We start from the raw sequence: 21124 nt of genomic DNA on the forward strand, positions 1-21124 counted from the left end.
GTAATCCCTGTCTGATTTATCGCCGTGGCGATAGCGTATTATTTCAGATCGCGCTGGTGGCAGAGCGAGCCACAAAATGACCGGGGGCCACTTCCATCAGCGAAACCCGTTCGGGTTCATCGCCCAGTGCACGAATCGGGCTGGGGATCTCATCGACCAGCAGACTGCGCTCGCGTTGCCGACGTGTCGGGTCGGCAACCGGCACGGCGGCCATTAATTTTTGGGTATACGGATGATGTGGCTGCCCGAATACCGACTGACGTGGGCCGATTTCCACAATCTGTCCAAGATACATCACCGCTACGCGGTGGCTGATGCGCTCAACCACCGCCATATCATGGGAAATAAACAAAAAGGCGATACCAAATTCACGCTGAAGGTCGAGCATCAGGTTGATGATTTGTGCCTGAATGGAGACATCAAGCGCGGACACCGACTCATCGGCAATCACCACTTTGGGGTTCAGCGCCAGTGCCCGCGCGATGCAGATACGCTGACGCTGGCCACCCGAAAACTCATGCGGATAACGCTTTGCGTGTTCCGGCAGTAAGCCAACCTTTTCCAGTAACCAGGCCACGCGCTGTTCCGCTTCGCGTCGTGGCATCACCTTGTGAACCAGCAGCGGCTCCATAATCGAAAATCCCACCGTCAGGCGCGGATCGAGCGATGCATAAGGGTCCTGGAAGATAAACTGAATATCGCGCCGCAGATGGGCCAGCGCCGCTCCCGAAAGATCGTTAATACGCTGCCCGTCAAAGGTAATACTGCCTCCCTGACTGGCGACCAGTTTTAGCAGTGAACGTCCGGTGGTCGATTTACCGCACCCGGACTCCCCCACCAGCGCCAGCGTTTCGCCTGCATACAGATCAAAGCTGATGTTCTCGACCGCGTGCACCCGGCTCGTTACGCGATTCAGTAATCCTGAGCGAATATCGAAGCGCGTGACCAGATTGCGCACCTGCAGGATGGGCGGGCGATCGTGACGTACGGTGTTTTGCGGTACGTCGGGTGCCGCATCGTTGAGCAGGAGAGGAAATTTCGCGGGCAGCGGCTGGTCCTGCATCGCACCCAGGGTCGGGACAGCGGCCAGCAACGCCCGGGTGTAAGGCTGCTGCGGTGCGCTGAACAGCTCGGCGGTAGGGGCGTTTTCCAGCACCTCACCGCGATACATCACCTGGACGCGGTCCGCCATTTCCGCCACCACGCCCATATCGTGAGTGATAAAAATCACGCCCATCTGCATCTCTTTCTGCAGCTCACGGATCAGTTGCAGGATCTGGGCCTGAATCGTGACGTCCAGGGCAGTGGTCGGCTCGTCGGCAATCAGCAGCGCAGGCTTGCACGACAGGGCCATCGCAATCATCACGCGCTGCCGCATACCGCCGGAAAGCTGGTGAGGATAACGGCGCAGCATACTTTGTGCGTCAGGAATGCGTACCCGATCCAGCATACGACGCGCTTCCGTCAGGGCTTCGGACTGGCTTTTACCCTGATGCAGTCGAATGGATTCTGCGATCTGATCGCCTACCGTAAACACCGGATTCAGCGAGGTCATCGGTTCCTGGAAAATCATGGCCATATCCGCGCCGCGCACCCTGCGCATCTGACCGCGCGGCATCCGCATCAGATCCAGTGCCTCACCACTGCGCCGACGCAGCCGTATCTCGCCACTGACCTCTGCGCTGTCCTGCGCCAACAGGCGCATGATCGCCAGTGAGGTGACGGATTTGCCCGAGCCGGACTCGCCCACTAAAGCCAGCGTTTCGCCGCGAAACACATCAAGTGAAAGATGACGCACGGCTTCGGTCACCTGGCCGTCATGGTGAAAACGTACGTTCAGGTCGCGCACCGCCAACACCTGTTCGGGAGACAGAGGGAGCCTGTCAGGCTGGCTGTTAGCTTTCACGGTAAATTGCGACCTCTGCGACGTCATCCACCCGGGCAACAGCCCGGTACATGCCTTCGCTGTTGAACGGCAGTGCCACATTGCCCTCCCGATCAACCGCAATCAGCCCACCGCTGCCGCCCAGCTCCAGCACGCTGTCATGAATCACATTGACGCTGGCCTGTTGTAATGTCCGCCCGGCGTAACGCATTTGTGCCGCCACATCGTAGGCCGCCAGGGTGCGGATAAACACTTCGCCAGTGCCGGTGCAGGACACCGCCGCGCTGTCGTTACTGGCATAGCAGCCTGCGCCAGGCAACGGTGAGTCGCCTACGCGCCCCTGCTGTTTATTGGTCATGCCGCCGGTCGATGTCGCCGCCGCCAGGTTTCCCGCCAAATCCAGCGCCACGGCACCGACCGTGCCAAACTTACGATCCGGGTCAAGAGGATCGCCGCCCTGGGCGGCGCCATCGTGGTCAAGCACAGCGGCATCGCTGCGCAGCGCCCGTTGCAGTTGCTCCAGGCGTTCAGGCGTGGAAAAGAAATCCGGTTCAACCTGCTCAAGCCCCTGCGCAAACGCAAAGGCTTCGGCCCCTTCCCCAATCAACAGGACATGCGGGCTGTGGTCTAACAGCGCACGCGCTGCCAGTACCGGGTTGCGCAGCCGGGAGACGCCCGCCACTGCCCCAGCCTGCAGCGTTCTGCCATCCATGATGCTGGCATCCAGCTCATGCGTGCCCTGATGGGTAAACACAGCACCTTTACCCGCATTAAACAGCGGGCACTCTTCCAGCCTGCGCACCGCTTCAGTCACCACATCCAGCGCGGATGCGCCCTGCGCCAGCAGGGTTTGGCCATGTGTCACAATATCGTGAAGCGCCTGACGATAAGCCTGTTCTTTCTCTGCGCTCATGGCAGCACGCGTAATTGCGCCTGCGCCGCCATGAATGGCGATCACTGCTTTAGCCATACTGCGTTACCCTGTGGTTGCATCAGAAGGAAAAACACTGATTTTGAATGGTTTTACGTCTTGTTAGCGTATTTTTGAATATAGAAAGCCCGCCATAGCTTGTAAAGCGGAAACTGGTCCCGCGCTAATAACCTTTCGTTGTGGCTTATACCGATGTGACTCTGAGGATAAAAGCCACCATAATAGTCAGCAATTGCAACAGACAGACTGAGACAATAATGGAAAGCTTTACTGCCGGACTGATTTCCCTTGAAGACGCGCAACAGAAGATGCTGGCGCAACTGACGCCCATCACCGAATCCCTGGATGTGCCCCTGACCGACGCGGCCGGGCGCATCACCGCCTGCAGCGTGACCTCCCCCATTGATGTACCGCCTTTTAACAACTCAGCCATGGACGGTTATGCCGTCAGGCTTGCTGATTTGCAAGAGGGTCAGCCCTTAACGGTTGCCGGTAAAACCTTTGCCGGTGGGCCGTTTTCGGGTGACTGGCCTGCGGGCAGCGTCATCAGAATCATGACGGGCGCGCCGGTACCGGACGGCTGCGATGCCGTCGTCATGCAGGAGCAAACCCATCTGCAGGGCGAACAGATTGTTATTGATGCGCCCGTAAAAGCCGGACAAAACATCCGCCTGATCGGCGATGATATCCGGGCAGGCCATCAGGTCCTTGCGCCTGGCGTGCGCCTGGGCGCTGCGGAACTGCCGTTGCTGGCCTCATTAGGCATCGCCACGGTGAAGGTGCTGCGCAAATTGCGCGTGGCAATTTTCTCCACCGGGGATGAGCTGCAACCCGTGGGCCAGCCGCTGTCTGACGGGCAAATCTATGACACCAACCGGTTTGCCATCTCCCTCATGCTGCATAAGCTGGGCTGCGAGGTGATCGATCTTGGCATTGTTCGCGACGATCCGGTCGCCCTTCGGGCTGCCTTTATGGACGCCGATCGCCAGGCCGATGTGGTCATCAGCACCGGCGGTGTCTCTGTCGGTGAAGCCGACTTTACTAAGGCGATGCTGGAGGAACTGGGCAGTATTCGCTTCTGGAAGCTGGCCATTAAACCGGGCAAACCTTTCGCCTTTGGCCGCCTGGCAAACAGCTGGTTCTGCGGCCTGCCCGGCAATCCGGTCTCGGCCGTCGTGACCTTTTATCAACTGGTGCAGCCCCTGCTGGCCCGTCTGACCGGACAGTCAGCTTCGGCTTTACCGCCACGTCAGCGCGTGCGTACAGCAAGCGCACTGAAAAAATCGCCGGGCCGTCTGGATTTTCAGCGCGGTGTGCTGCGGCGAAATGCTGAGGGTGAAACAGAAGTCGTCAGCACGGGTGCCCAGGGTTCGCATGTGTACAGCTCGTTTTCACAGGCTAACTGCTTTATCGTACTGGAGCGTGAGCGCGGCTATGTCGAGGCGGGAGAATGGGTAGATGTTGAGCCCTTCAACGCCCTGCTGGAGGGATAAATGCTGCCCGAACTCAGCCACGAGGAAATGCTGCGCTATAACCGGCAAATTGTCCTGCGGGGGTTTGACTTTGACGGACAGGAAGCCCTGAAGGCCAGCCATGTGTTGGTCGTGGGCCTGGGCGGTTTAGGCTGTGCAGCCGCACCTTATCTGGCGGCAGCAGGCGTCGGTCACCTGTCTCTGCTGGATTTTGATACGGTTTCGCTCTCAAACCTGCAGCGACAGATTCTGCATCATGATGCGGATATTGGTCGGGCCAAGGTCGAATCCGCCCGGGCACGCCTGGCGGAGATCAATCCCCACTGTCAGTTATATCCTGTCCACGGCCAGTTGGACGATAACGCGTTGCGGGCGCTCATCGCCAGGCAGCAGGTTGTGGTCGACTGCACGGATAATGTCAGCGTGCGTGAACAGCTTAACCGGCTTTGTTATGAACTGAAGGTGCCTCTGGTTTCGGGCGCGGCGATTCGCATGGAAGGTCAGTTGAGTGTGTTTGACTGGCAGCCTGGTGCGCCCTGCTACCGCTGTATCAGCCGTTTGTTTGGCGCTCAGGTGCTCAGCTGCGTGGAAGCCGGTGTAATGGCGCCGCTGGTGGGCGTTGTCGGTGCCATGCAGGCGATGGAAGCGATAAAACTGCTGACCCGGTTTGGCACGCCCGCGCGCTCACGTTTGCTCATGTATGATGCCATGCGCGCAGAGTTTCGCACGATGCATGTCGCACAGGATCCGAATTGTGAAGTCTGTGGCCATTCTGAGTGCAGAGACTAAAAGCCGGTCTGATTGAACGCTGAGCGTGAGCGATTACAAAAGGCGGGGCAATGCACGAAAGAAAATGGGGTAGCCAGCGCTACCCCGCAGGCCTTAAACGATGCCCTGACTGCGCAGGTAGTCTTCGTAATTCCCGGTGAAATCGACGATGCGATCTGCCTTGATTTCCATTACACGCGTCGCTAGTGAGCTGACGAATTCACGGTCATGGGAAACGAAAATCAGCGTGCCTTCATACATTTCCAGCGCCATGTTTAATGACTCGATGGATTCCATATCCAGGTGGTTGGTGGGTTCATCCATAATCAGAATGTTAGGCTTCTGCATCATCAGCTTGCCGAACAGCATGCGCCCTTTCTCACCACCTGACAGCACCTTCGCGGGCTTTTTAATGTCGTCCTGAGAGAACAACAGGCGGCCAAGAATACCGCGTACGGCCTGCTCATCATCGCCCGGCTGCTTCCACTGACTCATCCAGTCAAAAACCGTCAGATCGTCAGCAAAATCGTCTGCGTGGTCCTGCGCGTAATAGCCAATTTTGGCATTCTCGGACCATTTAACGCTGCCGCTTTCTGGCGTCAGTTCGCCAACCAGGGTTTTTAACAGCGTGGATTTACCAATACCGTTAGCCCCTAATATTGCCAGTTTTTCACCGACTTCCAGCAGCAGATTAAGATTTTTGAACAGAGGACCGTTATCAAAGCCTTTCGTCAGGCCTTCCACTTCCAGCGCATTACGGAACAGTTTCTTATCCTGTTCAAAACGGATATATGGATTCTGACGGCTGGAGGCTTTCACTTCTTCCAGTTTTATTTTATCCATTTGTTTAGCGCGCGAGGTGGCCTGACGCGATTTAGAAGCGTTGGCACTAAAGCGGCTGACAAACGACTGCAGATCGGCAATTTGCGCTTTTTTCTTGGCGTTATCCGCTAACAGACGTTCACGCGCCTGGGTGGCCGCGGTCATATATTCATCATAATTACCGGAATAAACGCGCAGCTCGCCATAGTCCAGATCGGCCATGTGCGTGCAGACCATATTGAGGAAGTGACGGTCGTGCGAAATGATAATCATGGTGCTGTCGCGTTCGTTTAACACCTGCTCCAGCCAACGGATGGTATCGATATCCAGGTTGTTGGTCGGTTCGTCCAGCAACAAAATATCCGGATTAGAAAACAAGGCCTGGGCTAAAAGAACGCGTAATTTAAAGCCTGGCGCAATTTCGCTCATCGGCCCGTAATGCTGTTCAACCGGGATGCCCACGCCAAGTAATAATTCACCGGCGCGCGATTCCGCGCTGTAACCATCCATTTCGCCATACTGTACTTCCAGGTCTGCGACTTTGTAGCCTTCCTCTTCGCTCATTTCGGGCAGGGAATAAATACGGTCACGTTCCTGTTTCACTTCCCATAATTCATGGTGCCCCATGATTACCGTATCAATCACACTATATTGTTCAAAGGCGAACTGGTCCTGGCGTAATTTACCAATACGTTCATTGGGATCGTAGGAAACATTGCCGCCCGACGGCACCAAATCGCCACCCAAAATCTTCATGAAGGTGGATTTTCCGCTGCCGTTCGCACCGATTAAACCGTACCGATTACCGCCGCCAAATTTAACGGAGATATTTTCGAACAGTGGCTTGCTGCCAAACTGCATGGTGATATTGCTGCTAACTAACACGGCATTGACCTTAGTGAAGAGAGTGGATGGAAAACGGCGGCTATTATGCCAGATGTGACGTAGCGCACGCCAGTCTCCGGCTACCCTTGCATGAGTGTCTGTTGAAAACGCATGACTTTTTATTTTCACTGCCCGTACGTTTGCCGCTTAACCCAGCCGCTGGCTAAACGTACCGGACGCTGCGCAGAGGGGAAGCCCTACCTGCGCACGCCACACCGGGTGCATGACAGCGAGAGTAATAAAGCAAAGAGCAGGGTTTTTTAAATAAAAAAAGCCGGCGACATAAATGTCGCCGGCTACCACTTACAAGGATTGTGTCGATTAATCGATCAGGAAGCTGTCCAGGCTTTTACCTTCGTCCAGCGCTTTTTTAATTGCTGCTGGCGTGCGGCCCTGGCCGGTCCATGATTTTTTCTCGCCATTTTCGTCGGTGTAAGAATATTTAGCCGGACGTGGCGCACGCTTAGTGCGTTTTTTACCCTGCTCCAGCGCACCTAATAATTCATTAGGATCGATGCCATCAGCCAACAGCATTTCGCGATATTTCGATAACTTCTCTTCTTTTTCACGATTCTGTTGTTCTTCAGCGTGCGCTTCTTCACGACGTTCCGTTACTACAACGGTCAATTTCTCAAGAATTTCTTCCAAATCGCTCAGTGGCAGTTCACGAGCCTGGGCACGTAATGTGCGAATGTTGTTTAGAACTTTAAATGCGTCACTCATCACAATATCCTTGATTAAGGGGTTTAATTAAACTGTAGCGTCAAGATTACCTAATTCAAATAAAAAAATAAATTAATTTATTACTACAGATAATTCCGATAGGTTTTTTAAATGTCAGTGAAGTATTCAGAATGCTTATGTGGAGAGATAATTAACCTCAAATTAACACTAAATGCCTGCTATCCTTGCACAATGTAAACGATTTCATTGATTACACTTACTGTATGAATTCGCTATGCGCTTTTAAATTTTAACGCTGAATATTTTTTAACACCGGTGAAGAATTTGGATTAATTTGCCTGTCCTGACTCAGACGTTCTCCGCCCGGAACACGCGGTCTGTGAACAAAATAGCTGACGTCGGGTACGAGGTTTATCGCGCTTCGCCACAATAATATCGGCTTTATGGCGAATAAAATGTGGGGATATTGCCTTTGTCCCCCTTCACTCCCCGACAAAAATGCTGCATCGGCACAGGCAAGGCGACCGCGTTTCACAGCCGTTATAAGGTTGAATACATTTACAGACAATTTATGCTTCACAGTAAGTGCGCCGGCTAAATAGCCAGCAACCCTTTTAAATCACCAGCTTTAAGGGTGATTAAATGAGTTTACTGAACGATATAACAGATAAATAATAAAGCGCAGGTATTACACTGTCTGATAACAGGCCGTGGTCTGCCGCAAGGCCACGGCCTGAAGGATTAATTTACCTGGGTCGCAGGTCCAAACACGTCATACTGAGGGAGCTGAACGTTTTGATAGGTTTCCCAGCCGCCGCCCAGCGCTTTGTAGAGCGCCACGAGATCCAGCCCGCTTTGCATGCGCGCCTGTGTTGCCTGCTCCTCGGCCTGGGCGAGCTGGCGCTGCGCATCAAGCACCTCAAGGAAGGTCGATAATCCCTGACGATAGCTGTCGCTCGCCAAATCAAAGGTCCGTTGCAGTGCACCGGTCGTTTCGTCCAGCGCCGTGACGCGCTGCTGATCGGCCCGGTAACTCACAAGGGCGTTTTCGACATCCTGCAAAGCCGTCAGCACCGTCTGGCGATAATCCAGCGCCGCGCTGGCCTGCTGAGCACGTGCAAGCTTCACGCTGGAAACCAGCCGGCCTCCCTGAAAAAGGGGAATCGACAGCGAAGGCCCCACGCTATAGAAGTGGCTGCTCCAGTCGTCCAGATAACTGGCATCGGTATTGCGCACGCCCAACTGTCCGGTAAGAGAGAGGCTGGGGAACAGCTGTGCGACAGAAACGCCGATCCCGGCGGTTTGCGCATGGAGTTTCGCCTCTGCCTGGCGAATATCCGGGCGTCGACGCGCTAAGGTTGAGGGAATGCCGACCGCGACCGCATTCGGCAAGGCTGGCAGCGCTTTCGGCGTCTGCAGTTCTGCATCCAGCGCGCCGGGGGTTTTACCGATAAGCACAGCCAGACCGTTCATCGCCTGACGCGTTTGCGCCTGATACTGCGGTAGCTGCGCCTGTAAACTGCTCAACTGCGCCCGGGCATTTTCCACATCGGTTAACGGCGCCAGGCCATTGCGCTGCTGGCTTTGTGTCAGTTGCCAGGTCTGATCCGCCACCGCGATTTGCTGTTGCAGCGTGTTGACGGTTGCCTGCGCCCCACGCAGTTGTAACCAGGCACGGACAACTTCCGCTTCCAGCGACACCAGCGCATCGTTACGTTGCTCAATGGCCGCCTGTTGCTGTGCATTGGCTGATTCGATCTGACGTCGTACCTTGCCCCACAGATCCAGTTCCCAACTGGCATCGAAGCTGCCCTGATATAAGGTGACGGGCTGCGTCAGCCCGTTCAACTGGCTGGCGACAGTGCTGTCCACCTGGTCATTGACCCCATTCGCTTTCAGCAAACCTTCCAGCCCCAGTTGCTGACGCGTGACTTTTGCCGAACCGTTCAGGCTGGGAAATAAGCCGCCCTGCGCCTGAGATAACTGCTCGCGCGCGCCCGCAATGCGCAGGACGGTCTGCTGCAACGACAGATTACCCGCGATTGCGCGGGCAATCAGGCTGTCCAGTTGGGGATCGTTGAAGTTACGCCACCAGCGCGTATCCACGGCCGACGTCTGCGGTTTCGAGCGCTCCTGAGAATCCAGCGCGTGGTAGCTGCCCGGCAGCTGAGGTTTTGGCGCCTGGTAGTCCGGGCCCACGCTGCAACCTGCCAGCGATAACGTCAGCAACAAGGTAAAGGGATTCAGGCGATACGTAGTCATAACCTTCATGTCAGTGTGCTCCTGCACTGCCTTCGCTTTTGACGGGCGACAGCAGCCAACAAAATGGAATCAAAATCAGGGCGACAATACTTAAGCCTGAAAAGACGTCGATATAAGCCAGAATGCGTGACTGGACAATCATCTCTTTATAGAGCTGGCCGGTTGCCAGCGTCACGGGATCGCCCACCGCCGACGTAAAGTCGCGAATCGCCTGCGCCCAGTGCTGAACGGTAATGTTAAATTGTTCATTTAACGGCGTCATGTTATGCACCATGTGGGCCGAACGCGCCTGCTCCCGCTCCGTAATTGCCGCCGTGGATAATGAGATGCCAATCGAACCCGCAACGTTACGGAACATCGTAAATAATGCTGATGCATCCGCGTTCAGGCGTTGTGGGATGGTAATGAAGGCAATGGTGGTCAGCGGCACAAACAGGAAGCCCAGGCCAATAGACTGCGCACTGCGCATCATGACCAGCGTGGAGAAATCGACATTGGGCGTTAACGTGGACGAGTAGAAAAACGCCAGGGCCAGGCAGCTAAAACCAAATGCGATGATATAGCGGGTTTGCACGACCGGCATCAGCTTAAGCACCAGCGGAATCGTCAGCACAATCAGCACGGCTCCGGGTGAAAGCACCAGCCCTGACCAGGTCGCCGTATAACCCAGATCCTGCTGGGCCAGTTGAGGCAGCACGACGGAACTACCATACAGAATCATCGCCATCCCGGCCATGAGCAGGCCCGCAACCCAGAAGTTACGGTCTTTCATTACCAGAATGTCGACTACCGGTTTGCGGGCATACATTAGCCAGTAGACGGCTCCGACAATGCCGACCAGCGCCAGTACCGCGAATAACACAATAAAGTGCGACGCAAACCAGTCCTCATCTTCACCCCGATCCAGCATCACCTGCAGGCAGCCCAGGCCCAGAGTAATTAAACCGATACCGATGTAGTCAATTTTCAGTTTGCCCTTGGCCCACTTGCGCTCCCATGGCGGATCTTCCAGCAGCGGCAAAATGGCCATGATCGTCAGGATACCGACCGGGATATTGATAAAGAACACCCAGCGCCAGCTATAGTTATCCGTAATCCAGCCGCCCAGCGTCGGGCCGATAACAGGCGCCACGATAATCGCAATCGAGGAAAGGCCAAACGCTTTGCCCCGATCCTCAGGTTTAAAGTAGTCGAGCAGCACCGACTGCTGCACAGGCTGCAGGCCGCCGCCGAAAAACCCTTGCAGGACGCGGAACAGAATGATCTGCCAGAGTTCGGTGGCAATACCACACAGAAATGAGCAGATCGTGAACATGACGATACAGATTAAGAAAAACTGTTTACGGCCAAATAAACGACTGAAGAAGGCAGAGATGGGCAGCACAATGCCGTTCGCCACGAGGTACGAGGTCAGCACCCAGGTGGATTCATCGTAACTGGATGAGAGCGAACCGGCGATATGTGGCAGGGCCACGTTCACGATGGTGGTATCCAGGATTTCCATAAATACCGCCAGCGTTACCGTAATGGCTACGAGCCACGGATTACTGGCGGGTTTCCAGCTCTGCGATTCACTCATTCCACGGTTACCTTCGGTTCAACCGATAAGCCCAGTGGCAGTGGACGGTTAGGATCCAGTCCTTTATCAATCACAATCTTGACCGGCACGCGCTGAACGATTTTCACGTAGTTGCCCGTGGCATTCTCCGCCGGGAAGGCCGAAAAGCGCGAACCGGTGCCCATCTGGATGCTGTCGACGTGGCCTTCAAGTTTCATATCAGGCCAGGCATCCACGCTGATGGTTACCTTGTCGCCGGGATTCATTCGCTCCAGCTGTGACTCTTTAAAGTTGGCGGTGATCCAGATATCCGGGGAAACCAGTGAGAACAAGGCGCTGCCTGCCTGAACCAACGTCCCCAACTGGACGTTTCGCTTAGTCACAAACCCGTCGTAAGGAGCACGAACCTGGGTGTAAGACAGATTCAGCTCGGCCACATTCAGTTGGGCTTTTGCCTGCTCGACCTGTTCCTGACGCGCTTCAACATTGGTTTCCTGCTGACGGATTTGCAGGGCCACCTGCGAGGCGACTTCCACCTGAGCTTTGGCGCTTTGCAGTTGTGCCTGCGCGGAGCGTAACTGCGCCGAGGCTGAATCAATATTGCGTTGACTGGTGGCGCGGGGATCGACGCCGCGCTGACGACGGTAATCCGCCTGCGCATTCAGGTAGTTGGCCTCGGCTTTGGCCTGATCGGCCAGCGCCTGGTCGCGTTGCGCCGGGTACTGTACGCGCGACAGTGCCAGTTGCGCCTGAGCCTGATGCAACTGTGCCATGGCCAGGCCAAGCTGTGCTTTTGCCTGCGCGCGCTGGGCTTCGTTATCGCTGGGATCGATTTCCACCAGCAGATCGCCCTTCTTCACGCGCTGGTTGTCTTTCACCAGCAATTTTACGACGTAACCCGAGGCTTTCGCTGCGATAGTCACTGCGTTGCCTTCGGTAAACGCATCGTCAGTCGTTTCTTCATTACGGGTGGTAAACCAGAAGAAGAACGCCACGATCAACATCACCACCACGACGACCGCCAAAATAATTAACGGCTTTTTGCCGGGACGCTTACGCGGTTTCTCGTCGTTATCGCTTTGGCTATCGTGTTCTGGGCTGTTTTTATCGGGCGCGTTTTCTGTGTCTTTCTGGTGTGGGTCGCGGTTGTTGTTGTTCTCGCTCATAGTGTCCGTCGCTGGCTAAGGCCCTCAGTCCTGGGCGTAGAAAGTCAACTAAACATTAGATCGAAAACTGACAAAATCCAGTACAACTTTACTTAACTTGAGAAAGTTCGCACGTCCTGCCACGAGGGCAGGACAGGTTCGCGTCAGGCAACCAGTTTGAGCAACAGCCAGCCGGTCAGCATTGACCATGCGAGTAAGGGAACGGAGAACAGATGGAAGCGCCACCAGATGGCACGATCTTTCGCCATGCGCAGCGCAATCAGGTTGGCAAGCGAACCCGGTAGCAGGCCAAACCCACCGATATTGACCGCCCAGGCAAGGACGTCTGAAGGCGGCACTTTCTGCAAAAGCAGGATCGTGGCAGGCACATTACTGATCACCTGTGACAAGCCAATCGCCAACAGGTAAAGCTCCCCTTTGGCAAGATGGGCAATCGCATCAAAATGGGCCTGCACAACAGGCAAGCGTGTCAGCAAGAACACGTCCAGGAACATGACAATGAAGACCACCAGCAGGCTCCAGTCGATATTCAGCAATACCTGGCGCGCCATAATAAAAAAGCAGACAAGAATCAGCAGTAGCGCCCAGCCGGTCAGGTGCCACTCCAGCGCGGCGATAAACAAGACGTAAAGCGCCAGACTGACGGCAAACAGTGGCTTCTGCCAGCTGTGCTGTTCTGCGTTCTCATGTTTTTCAATCGCGCGTTTGGCAAAACTAAACCAGGTGACGACCAGCAGGCTTAACAGCAGCCAGACGGCCAGCGGCGTCATTTGCCAGATAAAACCGACTACACTCAGCGAGCCGTGGCTCCACAGCAAAATATTCTGCGGATTGCCCACCGGCGTCAGCAACGAACCGGCATTTACGGCCAGCGCTTCGAAGATGATTAAGCGGGAAATCGGTAAATGGGAAAACTTGCGCAATGTCAGCGTCAGCGGCACCAGAATAAACAGGGCCACATCGTTGGTTAAGAAGGTCGAGAGCACCGCCGCCGCCAGCACCATAAACAGGGCCAGCGTGCGCTCATGCTTAAACCCCGCAATTAACCGACCGCCCAGAACATCAAAATACCCACTGGTTTCTAACCCCTTGGTGAGGATAAGCAGTCCACTCAGGGTGATGATGGTGTGCCAGTCCACTGCGGCAGGCAGATCCGCCCAGTGGTAATGAGCAAGAAACAGCAGAACAACCCCAACAACGACTAACAAGTGCAATATATGGTCATGCAGAAATGAGCGAAGCACAATGGGCATGATGTCCGGCGCCTTAACTGAGGATTAATTGTTTTGGTAAAATTTCTGGAATACGGCCAGGGTTTCATCACTGACGTGATGTTCGATGCCTTCAGAATCGCGGCGTGCCGTTTCCGGACTAATGCCAAGCGCTAACAGGAAGGTTTCAACGATGTGATGGCGGGCGCGGCTCTCTTCAGCCAGCTTTTCCCCTTCACGCGTCAAAAAGACGCCGCGATAAGGCACCTGCTCGACCAGGCCGGCAGTTCCTAACCGCTTTAACATTTTGGCGACGGTCGGTTGCGAAACCCCCAAACGCGCGGCCATGTCGACCTGGCGCGCCTCGCCAAACTCACCAATCAAATCAGAGATTAGCTCAACATAGTCATCAATCAGTTCACGACGATGCGCTTCGCGCACCTGCCGAAAACCTTCGACATGCTCTTCAATATCTTTTAGTGGTCCTTGCGGGGCAGAAACCACGCTTTTGGCACGACGACTCATTCAGCTTCCTCTTTATTTTTTCCACACCAGCCCTTCCGTGTGGATTTAGCTGCGCTCATTGTAAACCAGGCGCAAATAAGCTCAAATTTTTCGTCGTTAGCCTTGGCTAAACGGTATAGCCAGTGCTATATTTGTCGATAATGTAAACAGAGTGATGCATTAAAGCACGATCTCTGCTTACCGTTGCGTTAAATTTTATGGGAGGTGATGCTATGAGCACTCTGAAAAGCTGTATCGACTGCAGCAAATGCTTCCAGGCCGAAAAAATAACATCAGGAAAATCCTGGTGGTGCCTGCTGACGCGCTCCCCTTTTACGCTGCGCCTCATGCTTATTGAGCGTCTGCTGGGCCAGCAGCCGGAAACACGCTACTGCCAAAAACTGATCTGGCGCGGCTGAATCCGTTTTCACATTCAGATTCATTACCCACGCGCGGCCTGTTTTCCTTTCCTCGCCGCGCGCCTGCATTGATCCACGCTTCTGTGCCCTGCGCTTAGCGCTGTTCCTGTAAAGGTAAGCGTCAAAATACAGCCGCTGTGTAAGGCGCCCTTCTTTTGTTCTGTGCGGGCCTGGAAAAAAGGCTTCCTGCCAGGGAAGTCCGGGGCGCGGGTTAATGTCAGAACGTAATGCGGCGCGGAGAAGACAGATACAGGGACAGTCGCGGTGGCAAAGACAAAGACAAAGACAAAGACAAAGACAAAGACAAAGGCAGGTTATTAGCGCGGGTTTTTGTTACCAATAAAAACGGCCCTGAAGAGGGCCGTTTTTTTAATCTCGACTAAGCTCGCTTAGAAGCTGTAGCCTACGCCAGCAATCCAGGTGCCAACGTCAACGCTACGGATGCGGCTCTGCTCATAGCCAACGTCCAGTGCAACGTTTTCCATTGGGTTGAACTGCATACCTGCGCCGTAAGAGAAACCGTAGTCGCTGGTGTCAGCTTTGTCGCGTGAAGTGGTGTCGTTAGCCTGGTATTTGCCGTAGCCAACACCAACCACACCATAGATGCTTGCCCAGTCATTCAGACGGAATGCTGGACCACCGGTGATACCGTAGTACTGGCCTTTATTGTAAATGCCGTCTTCGGTACGATCTTTCTCGGTGTAAGTGAATGAGCCGATCCAACCCAGTGGGTTAGAACCGTCTTCATAGCGATATTTCAGGTTGAAGCCGTTTGCTTTGTTAGCAACGCCCTGGTAGTCGCTCTGTGCGTAGCCACCGGTTACGGTGCTCTGTGCCATGGCGGAACCTGTTGCGACTGCTAACACACAGGCTAATGCTGAAAGACATGCAATTTTTTTCATAACCACCTCAAATGTGAAAGTACTTCTCTCCTGACAACGCTAAAAATATAACAAAAAATAGCGAGAAACTCTGCCCGCATTTTGTTGTCTAACACAGTGTTTGGTGTAACAGAAAGTTAATGGAGTTTCCTATGTCATTCATTTTTCTTATAAAAACCGTCATATCCTTGCAATAATGACCCCAAACAAATTTTCATTCTTTAAGTAAATTCCTAAAAAAACCTGACATTAATTTACTTTCCAGCCGGAAAAACTGCTTAAAAAGCAGGCAAACAGACAAAATTAAAATCAGTTTACGTCCCCTTTTTGACCAACATTTCCTTTACACTGGTCATCTTGTTAGCTCATTGATTGGGAAGTATCAACAGGATGTCAGTTTCGCCACTCAAATCGCTCACGCCAGCTTTACTCCCTGTCGTCGTGTTACTTATCTCGATGTTGTCGCTTCAGGGCGGCGCCTCACTGGCAAAAACACTTTTTCCCACCGTGGGTGCCACCGGCATCACCGCATTGCGCCTTGGCTTTGGCACCGTCATCCTTTGCCTCATCTTCAAGCCCTGGCGACTGCGTTTTCGTCCTGAACAGCGCATGCCGCTGATTATTTATGGCTTAGCATTGGGTACGATGAACTTTTTATTTTACCTGTCTATTCGGACGGTACCGCTTGGCATCGCGGTCGGGCTGGAGTTTGTTGGCCCGCTTACGCTTGCGCTGCTCGGCTCACGTCGGCCACTCGATTTTCTTTGGGTCATACTGGCGGTCATTGGGCTGTGGTTTTTACTGCCGTTCAGTACCGGTATTACCTCCGTCGATCCGATAGGTGCACTATTTGCGCTCGGTGCCGGTGTCTGTTGGGCAGTCTATATTCTGTCAGGGCAGCGCGCGGGCGCAGAGCACGGCGCGGCAACGGTCGCCATCGGCTCTCTGATCGCTTCGCTGATTTTTGTTCCCGTAGGGCTGACGTTTGCCGCAAGCGGCATCTGGCAATGGAGCGTCGTGCCGGTTGCCATTTTAGTGGCCTTTCTTTCAACGGCGCTTCCCTATTCACTGGAAATGATGGCACTGACCCGTTTACCTGCGCGCATTTTTGGTACGCTGATGAGCCTTGAGCCTGCGGTGGCGGCGCTGTCTGGCATGCTTTATCTGAATGAGAGCCTTTCTGGCGTGCAGTGTCTGGCGCTGCTGGCGATTATCCTGGCCTCGTCCGGCGCTACTCTGACCATGCGTCCCAGAAAGCGCCAGTTAAATGCAATAGAATTATCTGATAATAAAAAGACATAACAGGTTTCCGCCTGCTGAAAGGCAGGCTAAATAACAATAACTCTCATGCTGATAATTATTTCAGTTAATGTGTAATAGAAAGTTAATATTTAATACAGGTAAAAATCATTCGATTGAATTTTTATTTAACCTTATGTATTTAAAGTGCTTTATGAAATTTTAAGTTTAACAATTTATTAACTATTTCACCCGCGCACCCACGCACGCTAAGGTGAATGCTATTTCATCCATTGATTAAGCCAATCCTGCAAGGCGACAAATCGCTGCTATACTTAGTTTCGTACTTGATTAGGACAACCATTGAAAGAGAGGACTGAAACAATGAGTACCGCTAAACTGGTTAAAACAAAATCTTCTGATCTACTTTATACCCGTAATGACGTGGCAGATGACGAAAAGCGCGCCACCATTGAGGTGCTCAATCGCCTGGTCGTGGAGTTCATCGATCTGTCCCTGATCACTAAGCAAGCGCACTGGAACATGCGCGGCGCGAACTTCATCGGTGTGCACGAAATGCTGGACGGTTTCCGTACCACCATCACCGACCATCAGGACACTATCGCGGAACGCGTGGTGCAACTGGGTGGTGTAGCACTGGGTACCACTCAGGTCGTCAACGATAAAACGCCACTGAAAAGCTATCCGCTGAATATCCACAGCGTACAGGATCATCTGAAAGCGCTGGCCGACCGTTATGCTGTGGTGGCTAACGATACACGCAAAGCGATTTCTGAAGTGAAAGATGAAGATACCGCCGATATTTTTACCGCGGCTTCTCGTGACCTGGATAAATTCCTGTGGTTCATTGAGTCTAATATCGAATAACGGTCTTACAGGCTATTACCAGGCGGGGAAACCCGCCTTTTTTACGTCTGTGTTACTATAATTTATGACTTTGTTAACATTTCTGACGCTGCGCCCTTCCCGTTTTCGCCTTCTGATGCACACTACTCCTGCACCACTTTAGCGCTTCGCACCATAACGGACCACCATAATGGTGCATCGGCGCGACAGGTTGCAGAATCGTGTCAGCGATGATCTCCTGATCATTATATTTTTTACATTTTGAAAAGTTGGCATACTTTTTTCATATGATAGCCCGCAAATGATAGCTCGCAAACCCGGGCCCTGTGCCTGGTCGCAATAAGGAAAAATGATGAAATCGCTATTTAACATCTCTGTGGCCGCGTTGGCGCTGGCCTTCTCTCTCTCCACTCCCGCAGCAGAAAAGAAACTGATCGTCGCCACCGATACGGCTTTTGTCCCGTTTGAATTCAAACAAGGTGACAAATATGTCGGCTTTGACGTGGATTTATGGGATGCCATTGCGAAGGAACTGAAACTGGATTACACCCTGAAGCCGATGGACTTCAGCGGCATCATCCCTGCCCTTCAGACGCACAACGTCGATGTGGCACTGGCCGGCATTACCATTACTGACGAGCGCAAGAAAGCCATTGAGTTCTCTGATGGCTACTACAAAAGCGGTCTGCTGGTCATGGTGCGTAACAACGAGAAAGACATCAAAGGCATTGACGATCTGAACGGCAAAGTGGTGGCGGTGAAGAGCGGCACAGGTTCCGTAGATTATGCGAAGACGCACATCAAAACGAAAGATCTGCGTCAGTTCCCGAATATCGATAACGCTTACATGGAACTGGGCACCAACCGCGCTGACGCAGTGCTGCACGATACGCCCAATATCCTCTATTTCATCAACACCGCAGGTAAAGGCCGTTTCAAAGCTGTAGGTGATTCTATTGAAGCCCAGCAGTACGGCATTGCGTTCCCGAAAGGCAGTGATGAACTGCGTGAAAAAGTGAACGGGGCGCTGAAAACGCTTAAAGAGAACGGTACCTACAATCAACTCTATAAAAAGTGGTTCGGAACTGAACCGAAATAATCACTGAGCCCGTTTTTTATTTTTCAGCAGGGACCCTGTCCCTGCTTTTTTCCATCGCAACAACAGCGGAGTTTCACCATGGATTTTGACTGGAGCGTCATCTGGCCAGCCATGCCCGCGCTACTCGAAGGCGCAAAACTGACCTTAATTATTTCCATTATTGGCCTGGTCGGTGGATTGATCATCGGCCTGGTCGCGGGTTTTGCCCGCGCATACGGTGGCTGGCTGAGCAATAATATCGCCCTGGTTTTTATTGAAATCATTCGCGGTACGCCCATCGTCGTGCAGGTTATGTTCATCTATTTTGCCCTGCCTATGGCGTTCCCGGATTTACGCATCGATCCGTTCACCGCCGCGGTGGTAACCATTATGATTAACTCGGGTGCCTATATTGCGGAAATTACCCGCGGTGCGGTCCTGTCCATTAACAAAGGCTTTCGCGAGGCCGGGCTGGCTTTGGGCCTGTCAGGCCGCGAAACCCTGCGCTACGTCATCATGCCGCTGGCGCTGCGTCGTATGCTGCCCCCGCTGGGCAATCAGTGGATTGTCAGCATTAAGGACACCTCGCTGTTTATTGTGATCGGTGTGGCCGAACTGACCCGCCAGGGACAGGAAATTATTGCCGGTAACTTCCGCGCGCTGGAAATCTGGAGCGCAGTGGCCGTTATTTATCTTGTGATTACGTTGGTGTTGAGCTTTGTGCTGCGCCGTATTGAGAAAAGGGTGAAAATCCTGTGATTGAATTTAAAAACGTCTCAAAGCATTTTGGCCAAACCCAGGTGCTGCACAATATCGACCTGAAGATTAATCAGGGTGAAGTCGTCGTGATTATCGGCCCCTCCGGTTCGGGTAAATCGACGCTGCTGCGTTGCATCAACAAGCTGGAAGAGATCACCAGCGGCGAACTGATCGTCGATGGCCTGAACGTTAACGATCCCAAAGTAGACGATCGCCTTATTCGTCAGGAAGCCGGCATGGTGTTTCAGCAGTTCCACCTTTTCCCGCAGATGAGTGCGCTGGATAACGTGGCTTTTGGCCCGATTCGCGTTCGCGGTGCCAGCAAAGAAGACGCACGAAAACTGGCCCATAGCCTGCTGGCGAAAGTGGGCCTGGCCGAGCGCGCCAACCATTTCCCTTCTGAGCTTTCGGGTGGGCAGCAACAGCGCGTGGCGATTGCCCGGGCACTGGCGGTGAAACCCAAAATGATGCTGTTTGATGAGCCCACCTCCGCGCTGGACCCAGAACTGCGTCACGAAGTGCTGAAAGTCATGCAGGATCTGGCTGAAGAAGGTATGACAATGGTTATCGTCACACACGAAGTGGGTTTTGCCCGGAAAGTGGCGTCGCGCCTGATCTTTATTGATAAAGGCCGTATTGCCGAAGACGGCGATCCGGACCGTCTGATCAGTGATCCGCCCAGCGAGCGTCTGCGCGAATTTTTACAGCACGTTTCCTGAGTGCGAACGGGCCGTCAGGCGGCCCGTTTTTCTCTGGCGACGCCACACGATGATGCGGCGAACTGACGTAAGCGCCTGCGTTAGCGGGACAATCGCTGCGCGCGTTGGGCGGCGGACATAAAGCTCCAAGCCAGGAACCGGCTCTGCTTCTGCCCCTGCGCCATATTGACCACACGTACCACCTGGGTATCCAGCGCCTTCAGCTGTTTCTCCAGCGCGGGTAAATGCTCTTTGCGCGATACCAGCGATGTAAACCAGACGACCTGCTGAGCCAGACTGGCGCTTTCAGCGATCATTTTCCCGACAAAGCCCTTTTCTCCCCCTTCGCACCACAATTCATTGTGCTGGCCGCCAAAGTTCAGCGGTGCAGCCGGTGCCAGTCCCAGGTTGCGCGTTTTGCGCTGTGAACCGGCCGCCGCCTCTGCCGCAGAAGCGTGAAAAGGCGGATTGCAGATGACCGCATGGAAGTTTTCATTCTTATTCACCACGCCATTCAGCACCACGGCGGGATTTTTTTGCCGACGCAGGCGGATCAGGCGTTGCATGCCCGGGTTCGCCGCGACAATTTTTGTCGCCGTTTTTAGTGCCGCGTCATCAATATCCGTGCCGGTAAAACGCCAGCCATATTCCGCCGCGCCGATCAGGGGATAAATACAGTTCGCCCCGCAGCCAATATCCAGGATGTCCGCCGGCGGGATCCTGCCCTGGTTGTCCAGTGCCAGTAAATCGGCCAGGTAGTGAAGATAGTCAGCGCGCCCCGGCACGGGCGGGCACAACGAACCAGGCGCCAGTTGCCAGTCAAGGCCGTAGAACCGTTTAAGCAGCGCCTGATTCAACAGCATGACCGCTTCAGGATCGGCAAAGTCCACCGACATGACGCCATAGCCGTTGGGCCGGACTTTTTCTGCCAGCAGCGGGTGCGCTGCCGTCAGCGCGGCAAAATCATATTCACCCTGGTGGCGGTTACGGGCATGGAAAGGGGACGGGCTGGCAGACTTTTTCATACGTTCTCTC

19 protein-coding genes are annotated in these 21124 nt (G+C 53.8%); 8 read left to right on the forward strand and 11 right to left on the reverse strand.

Annotated elements, in window-relative coordinates; genetic code table 11:
* Positions 1-43 precede the first annotated feature (43 nt).
* Together GC090_RS13990 and GC090_RS13995 are read right to left on the reverse strand one after the other, a co-directional pair.
* A complete protein-coding gene (locus tag GC090_RS13990; protein WP_164483087.1) occupies positions 44-1933 on the reverse strand; it encodes a dipeptide ABC transporter ATP-binding protein in 1890 nt (629 codons plus the stop codon).
* Complete coding sequence (locus GC090_RS13995; protein ID WP_033737675.1) at positions 1896-2855, reverse strand: isoaspartyl peptidase/L-asparaginase family protein; 960 nt, start codon at positions 2853-2855, stop codon at positions 1896-1898. The genes GC090_RS13990 and GC090_RS13995 overlap by 38 nt, the downstream gene beginning before the upstream one ends.
* A 218-nt stretch (positions 2856-3073) precedes the next feature.
* Here GC090_RS13995 and moeA point away from each other — a divergent pair, with 218 nt between their 5' ends.
* Both moeA and moeB read left to right on the forward strand, forming a co-directional pair.
* Positions 3074-4309, forward strand: a complete 1236-nt coding sequence (gene moeA, locus GC090_RS14000) for a molybdopterin molybdotransferase MoeA (protein WP_324020139.1) — start codon at positions 3074-3076, stop codon at positions 4307-4309.
* Entirely contained in the window at positions 4310-5077 is a 768-nt protein-coding gene (moeB, locus tag GC090_RS14005) for a molybdopterin-synthase adenylyltransferase MoeB (protein WP_039341414.1), read from the forward strand.
* A gap of 93 nt (positions 5078-5170) precedes the next feature.
* Here the strand turns inward: moeB and GC090_RS14010 are convergent, their stop codons facing one another.
* The 7 genes from GC090_RS14010 to mntR all read right to left on the reverse strand — a co-directional run bounded on the left by GC090_RS14010 (position 5171) and on the right by mntR (position 14169).
* The gene (locus tag GC090_RS14010) at positions 5171-6763 is read right to left on the reverse strand and encodes an ABC-F family ATPase (RefSeq protein ID WP_039341417.1); all 1593 of its coding nucleotides are present in this window, start codon (positions 6761-6763) and stop codon (positions 5171-5173) included.
* Between the two features lie 321 nt (positions 6764-7084).
* A complete protein-coding gene (locus GC090_RS14015) occupies positions 7085-7486 on the reverse strand; it encodes an H-NS family histone-like protein (RefSeq protein WP_014606234.1) in 402 nt (133 codons plus the stop codon).
* 702 nt (positions 7487-8188) lie between these two features.
* Complete coding sequence (locus tag GC090_RS14020; protein ID WP_058701048.1) at positions 8189-9718, reverse strand: efflux transporter outer membrane subunit; 1530 nt, start codon at positions 9716-9718, stop codon at positions 8189-8191.
* 1 nt (position 9719) lies between these two features.
* Positions 9720-11288 carry a DHA2 family efflux MFS transporter permease subunit gene (locus GC090_RS14025; protein ID WP_033737679.1) on the reverse strand — a complete coding sequence of 523 codons (1569 nt, stop codon included), beginning with the start codon at positions 11286-11288 and terminating at the stop codon, positions 9720-9722.
* Positions 11285-12433, reverse strand: a complete 1149-nt coding sequence (locus tag GC090_RS14030; protein ID WP_324020144.1) for an HlyD family secretion protein — start codon at positions 12431-12433, stop codon at positions 11285-11287. Before GC090_RS14030 ends, GC090_RS14025 begins: the two co-directional genes overlap by 4 nt.
* A 143-nt stretch (positions 12434-12576) precedes the next feature.
* Positions 12577-13686, reverse strand: a complete 1110-nt coding sequence (locus GC090_RS14035; RefSeq protein WP_054634256.1) for an SLC13 family permease — start codon at positions 13684-13686, stop codon at positions 12577-12579.
* 24 nt (positions 13687-13710) lie between these two features.
* Positions 13711-14169 carry a manganese-binding transcriptional regulator MntR gene (gene mntR, locus GC090_RS14040; protein ID WP_033737682.1) on the reverse strand — a complete coding sequence of 153 codons (459 nt, stop codon included), beginning with the start codon at positions 14167-14169 and terminating at the stop codon, positions 13711-13713.
* A gap of 212 nt (positions 14170-14381) precedes the next feature.
* Between mntR and GC090_RS14045 the strand changes: the two genes are divergently transcribed.
* A complete protein-coding gene (locus GC090_RS14045; protein ID WP_133745104.1) occupies positions 14382-14567 on the forward strand; it encodes a hypothetical protein in 186 nt (61 codons plus the stop codon).
* Positions 14568-14956: 389 nt separating this feature from the next.
* On the opposite strand, the gene ompX is transcribed toward GC090_RS14045, so the two are convergent.
* On the reverse strand, positions 14957-15469 hold the full coding sequence (gene ompX, locus GC090_RS14050) for an outer membrane protein OmpX (RefSeq protein ID WP_033737684.1): 513 nt from the start codon (positions 15467-15469) through the stop codon (positions 14957-14959).
* 369 nt (positions 15470-15838) lie between these two features.
* On the opposite strand from ompX, the gene rhtA reads away from it, so the two are divergent.
* The 5 genes from rhtA to glnQ all read left to right on the forward strand — a co-directional run bounded on the left by rhtA (position 15839) and on the right by glnQ (position 20110).
* The gene (gene rhtA, locus GC090_RS14055) at positions 15839-16750 is read left to right on the forward strand and encodes a threonine/homoserine exporter RhtA (protein ID WP_133745103.1); all 912 of its coding nucleotides are present in this window, start codon (positions 15839-15841) and stop codon (positions 16748-16750) included.
* 321 nt (positions 16751-17071) lie between these two features.
* Complete coding sequence (gene dps, locus GC090_RS14060; RefSeq protein ID WP_033737686.1) at positions 17072-17575, forward strand: DNA starvation/stationary phase protection protein Dps; 504 nt, start codon at positions 17072-17074, stop codon at positions 17573-17575.
* 331 nt (positions 17576-17906) lie between these two features.
* Positions 17907-18653, forward strand: a complete 747-nt coding sequence (gene glnH, locus GC090_RS14065) for a glutamine ABC transporter substrate-binding protein GlnH (protein ID WP_033737687.1) — start codon at positions 17907-17909, stop codon at positions 18651-18653.
* A gap of 78 nt (positions 18654-18731) precedes the next feature.
* On the forward strand, positions 18732-19391 hold the full coding sequence (gene glnP / locus GC090_RS14070) for a glutamine ABC transporter permease GlnP (protein WP_033737688.1): 660 nt from the start codon (positions 18732-18734) through the stop codon (positions 19389-19391).
* Complete coding sequence (glnQ, locus tag GC090_RS14075) at positions 19388-20110, forward strand: glutamine ABC transporter ATP-binding protein GlnQ (RefSeq protein WP_039341430.1); 723 nt, start codon at positions 19388-19390, stop codon at positions 20108-20110. The genes glnP and glnQ overlap by 4 nt, the downstream gene beginning before the upstream one ends.
* An 80-nt stretch (positions 20111-20190) precedes the next feature.
* Here the strand turns inward: glnQ and rlmF are convergent, their stop codons facing one another.
* Positions 20191-21114, reverse strand: coding sequence for a 23S rRNA (adenine(1618)-N(6))-methyltransferase RlmF (rlmF, locus tag GC090_RS14080; protein WP_324020147.1), 924 nt, complete (start codon positions 21112-21114; stop codon positions 20191-20193).
* Positions 21115-21124 lie beyond the last annotated feature (10 nt).

The organism is Pantoea sp. JZ29, assembly GCF_035190385.1.
Classification (GTDB): Bacteria; Pseudomonadota; Gammaproteobacteria; order Enterobacterales; family Enterobacteriaceae; genus Pantoea; species Pantoea stewartii.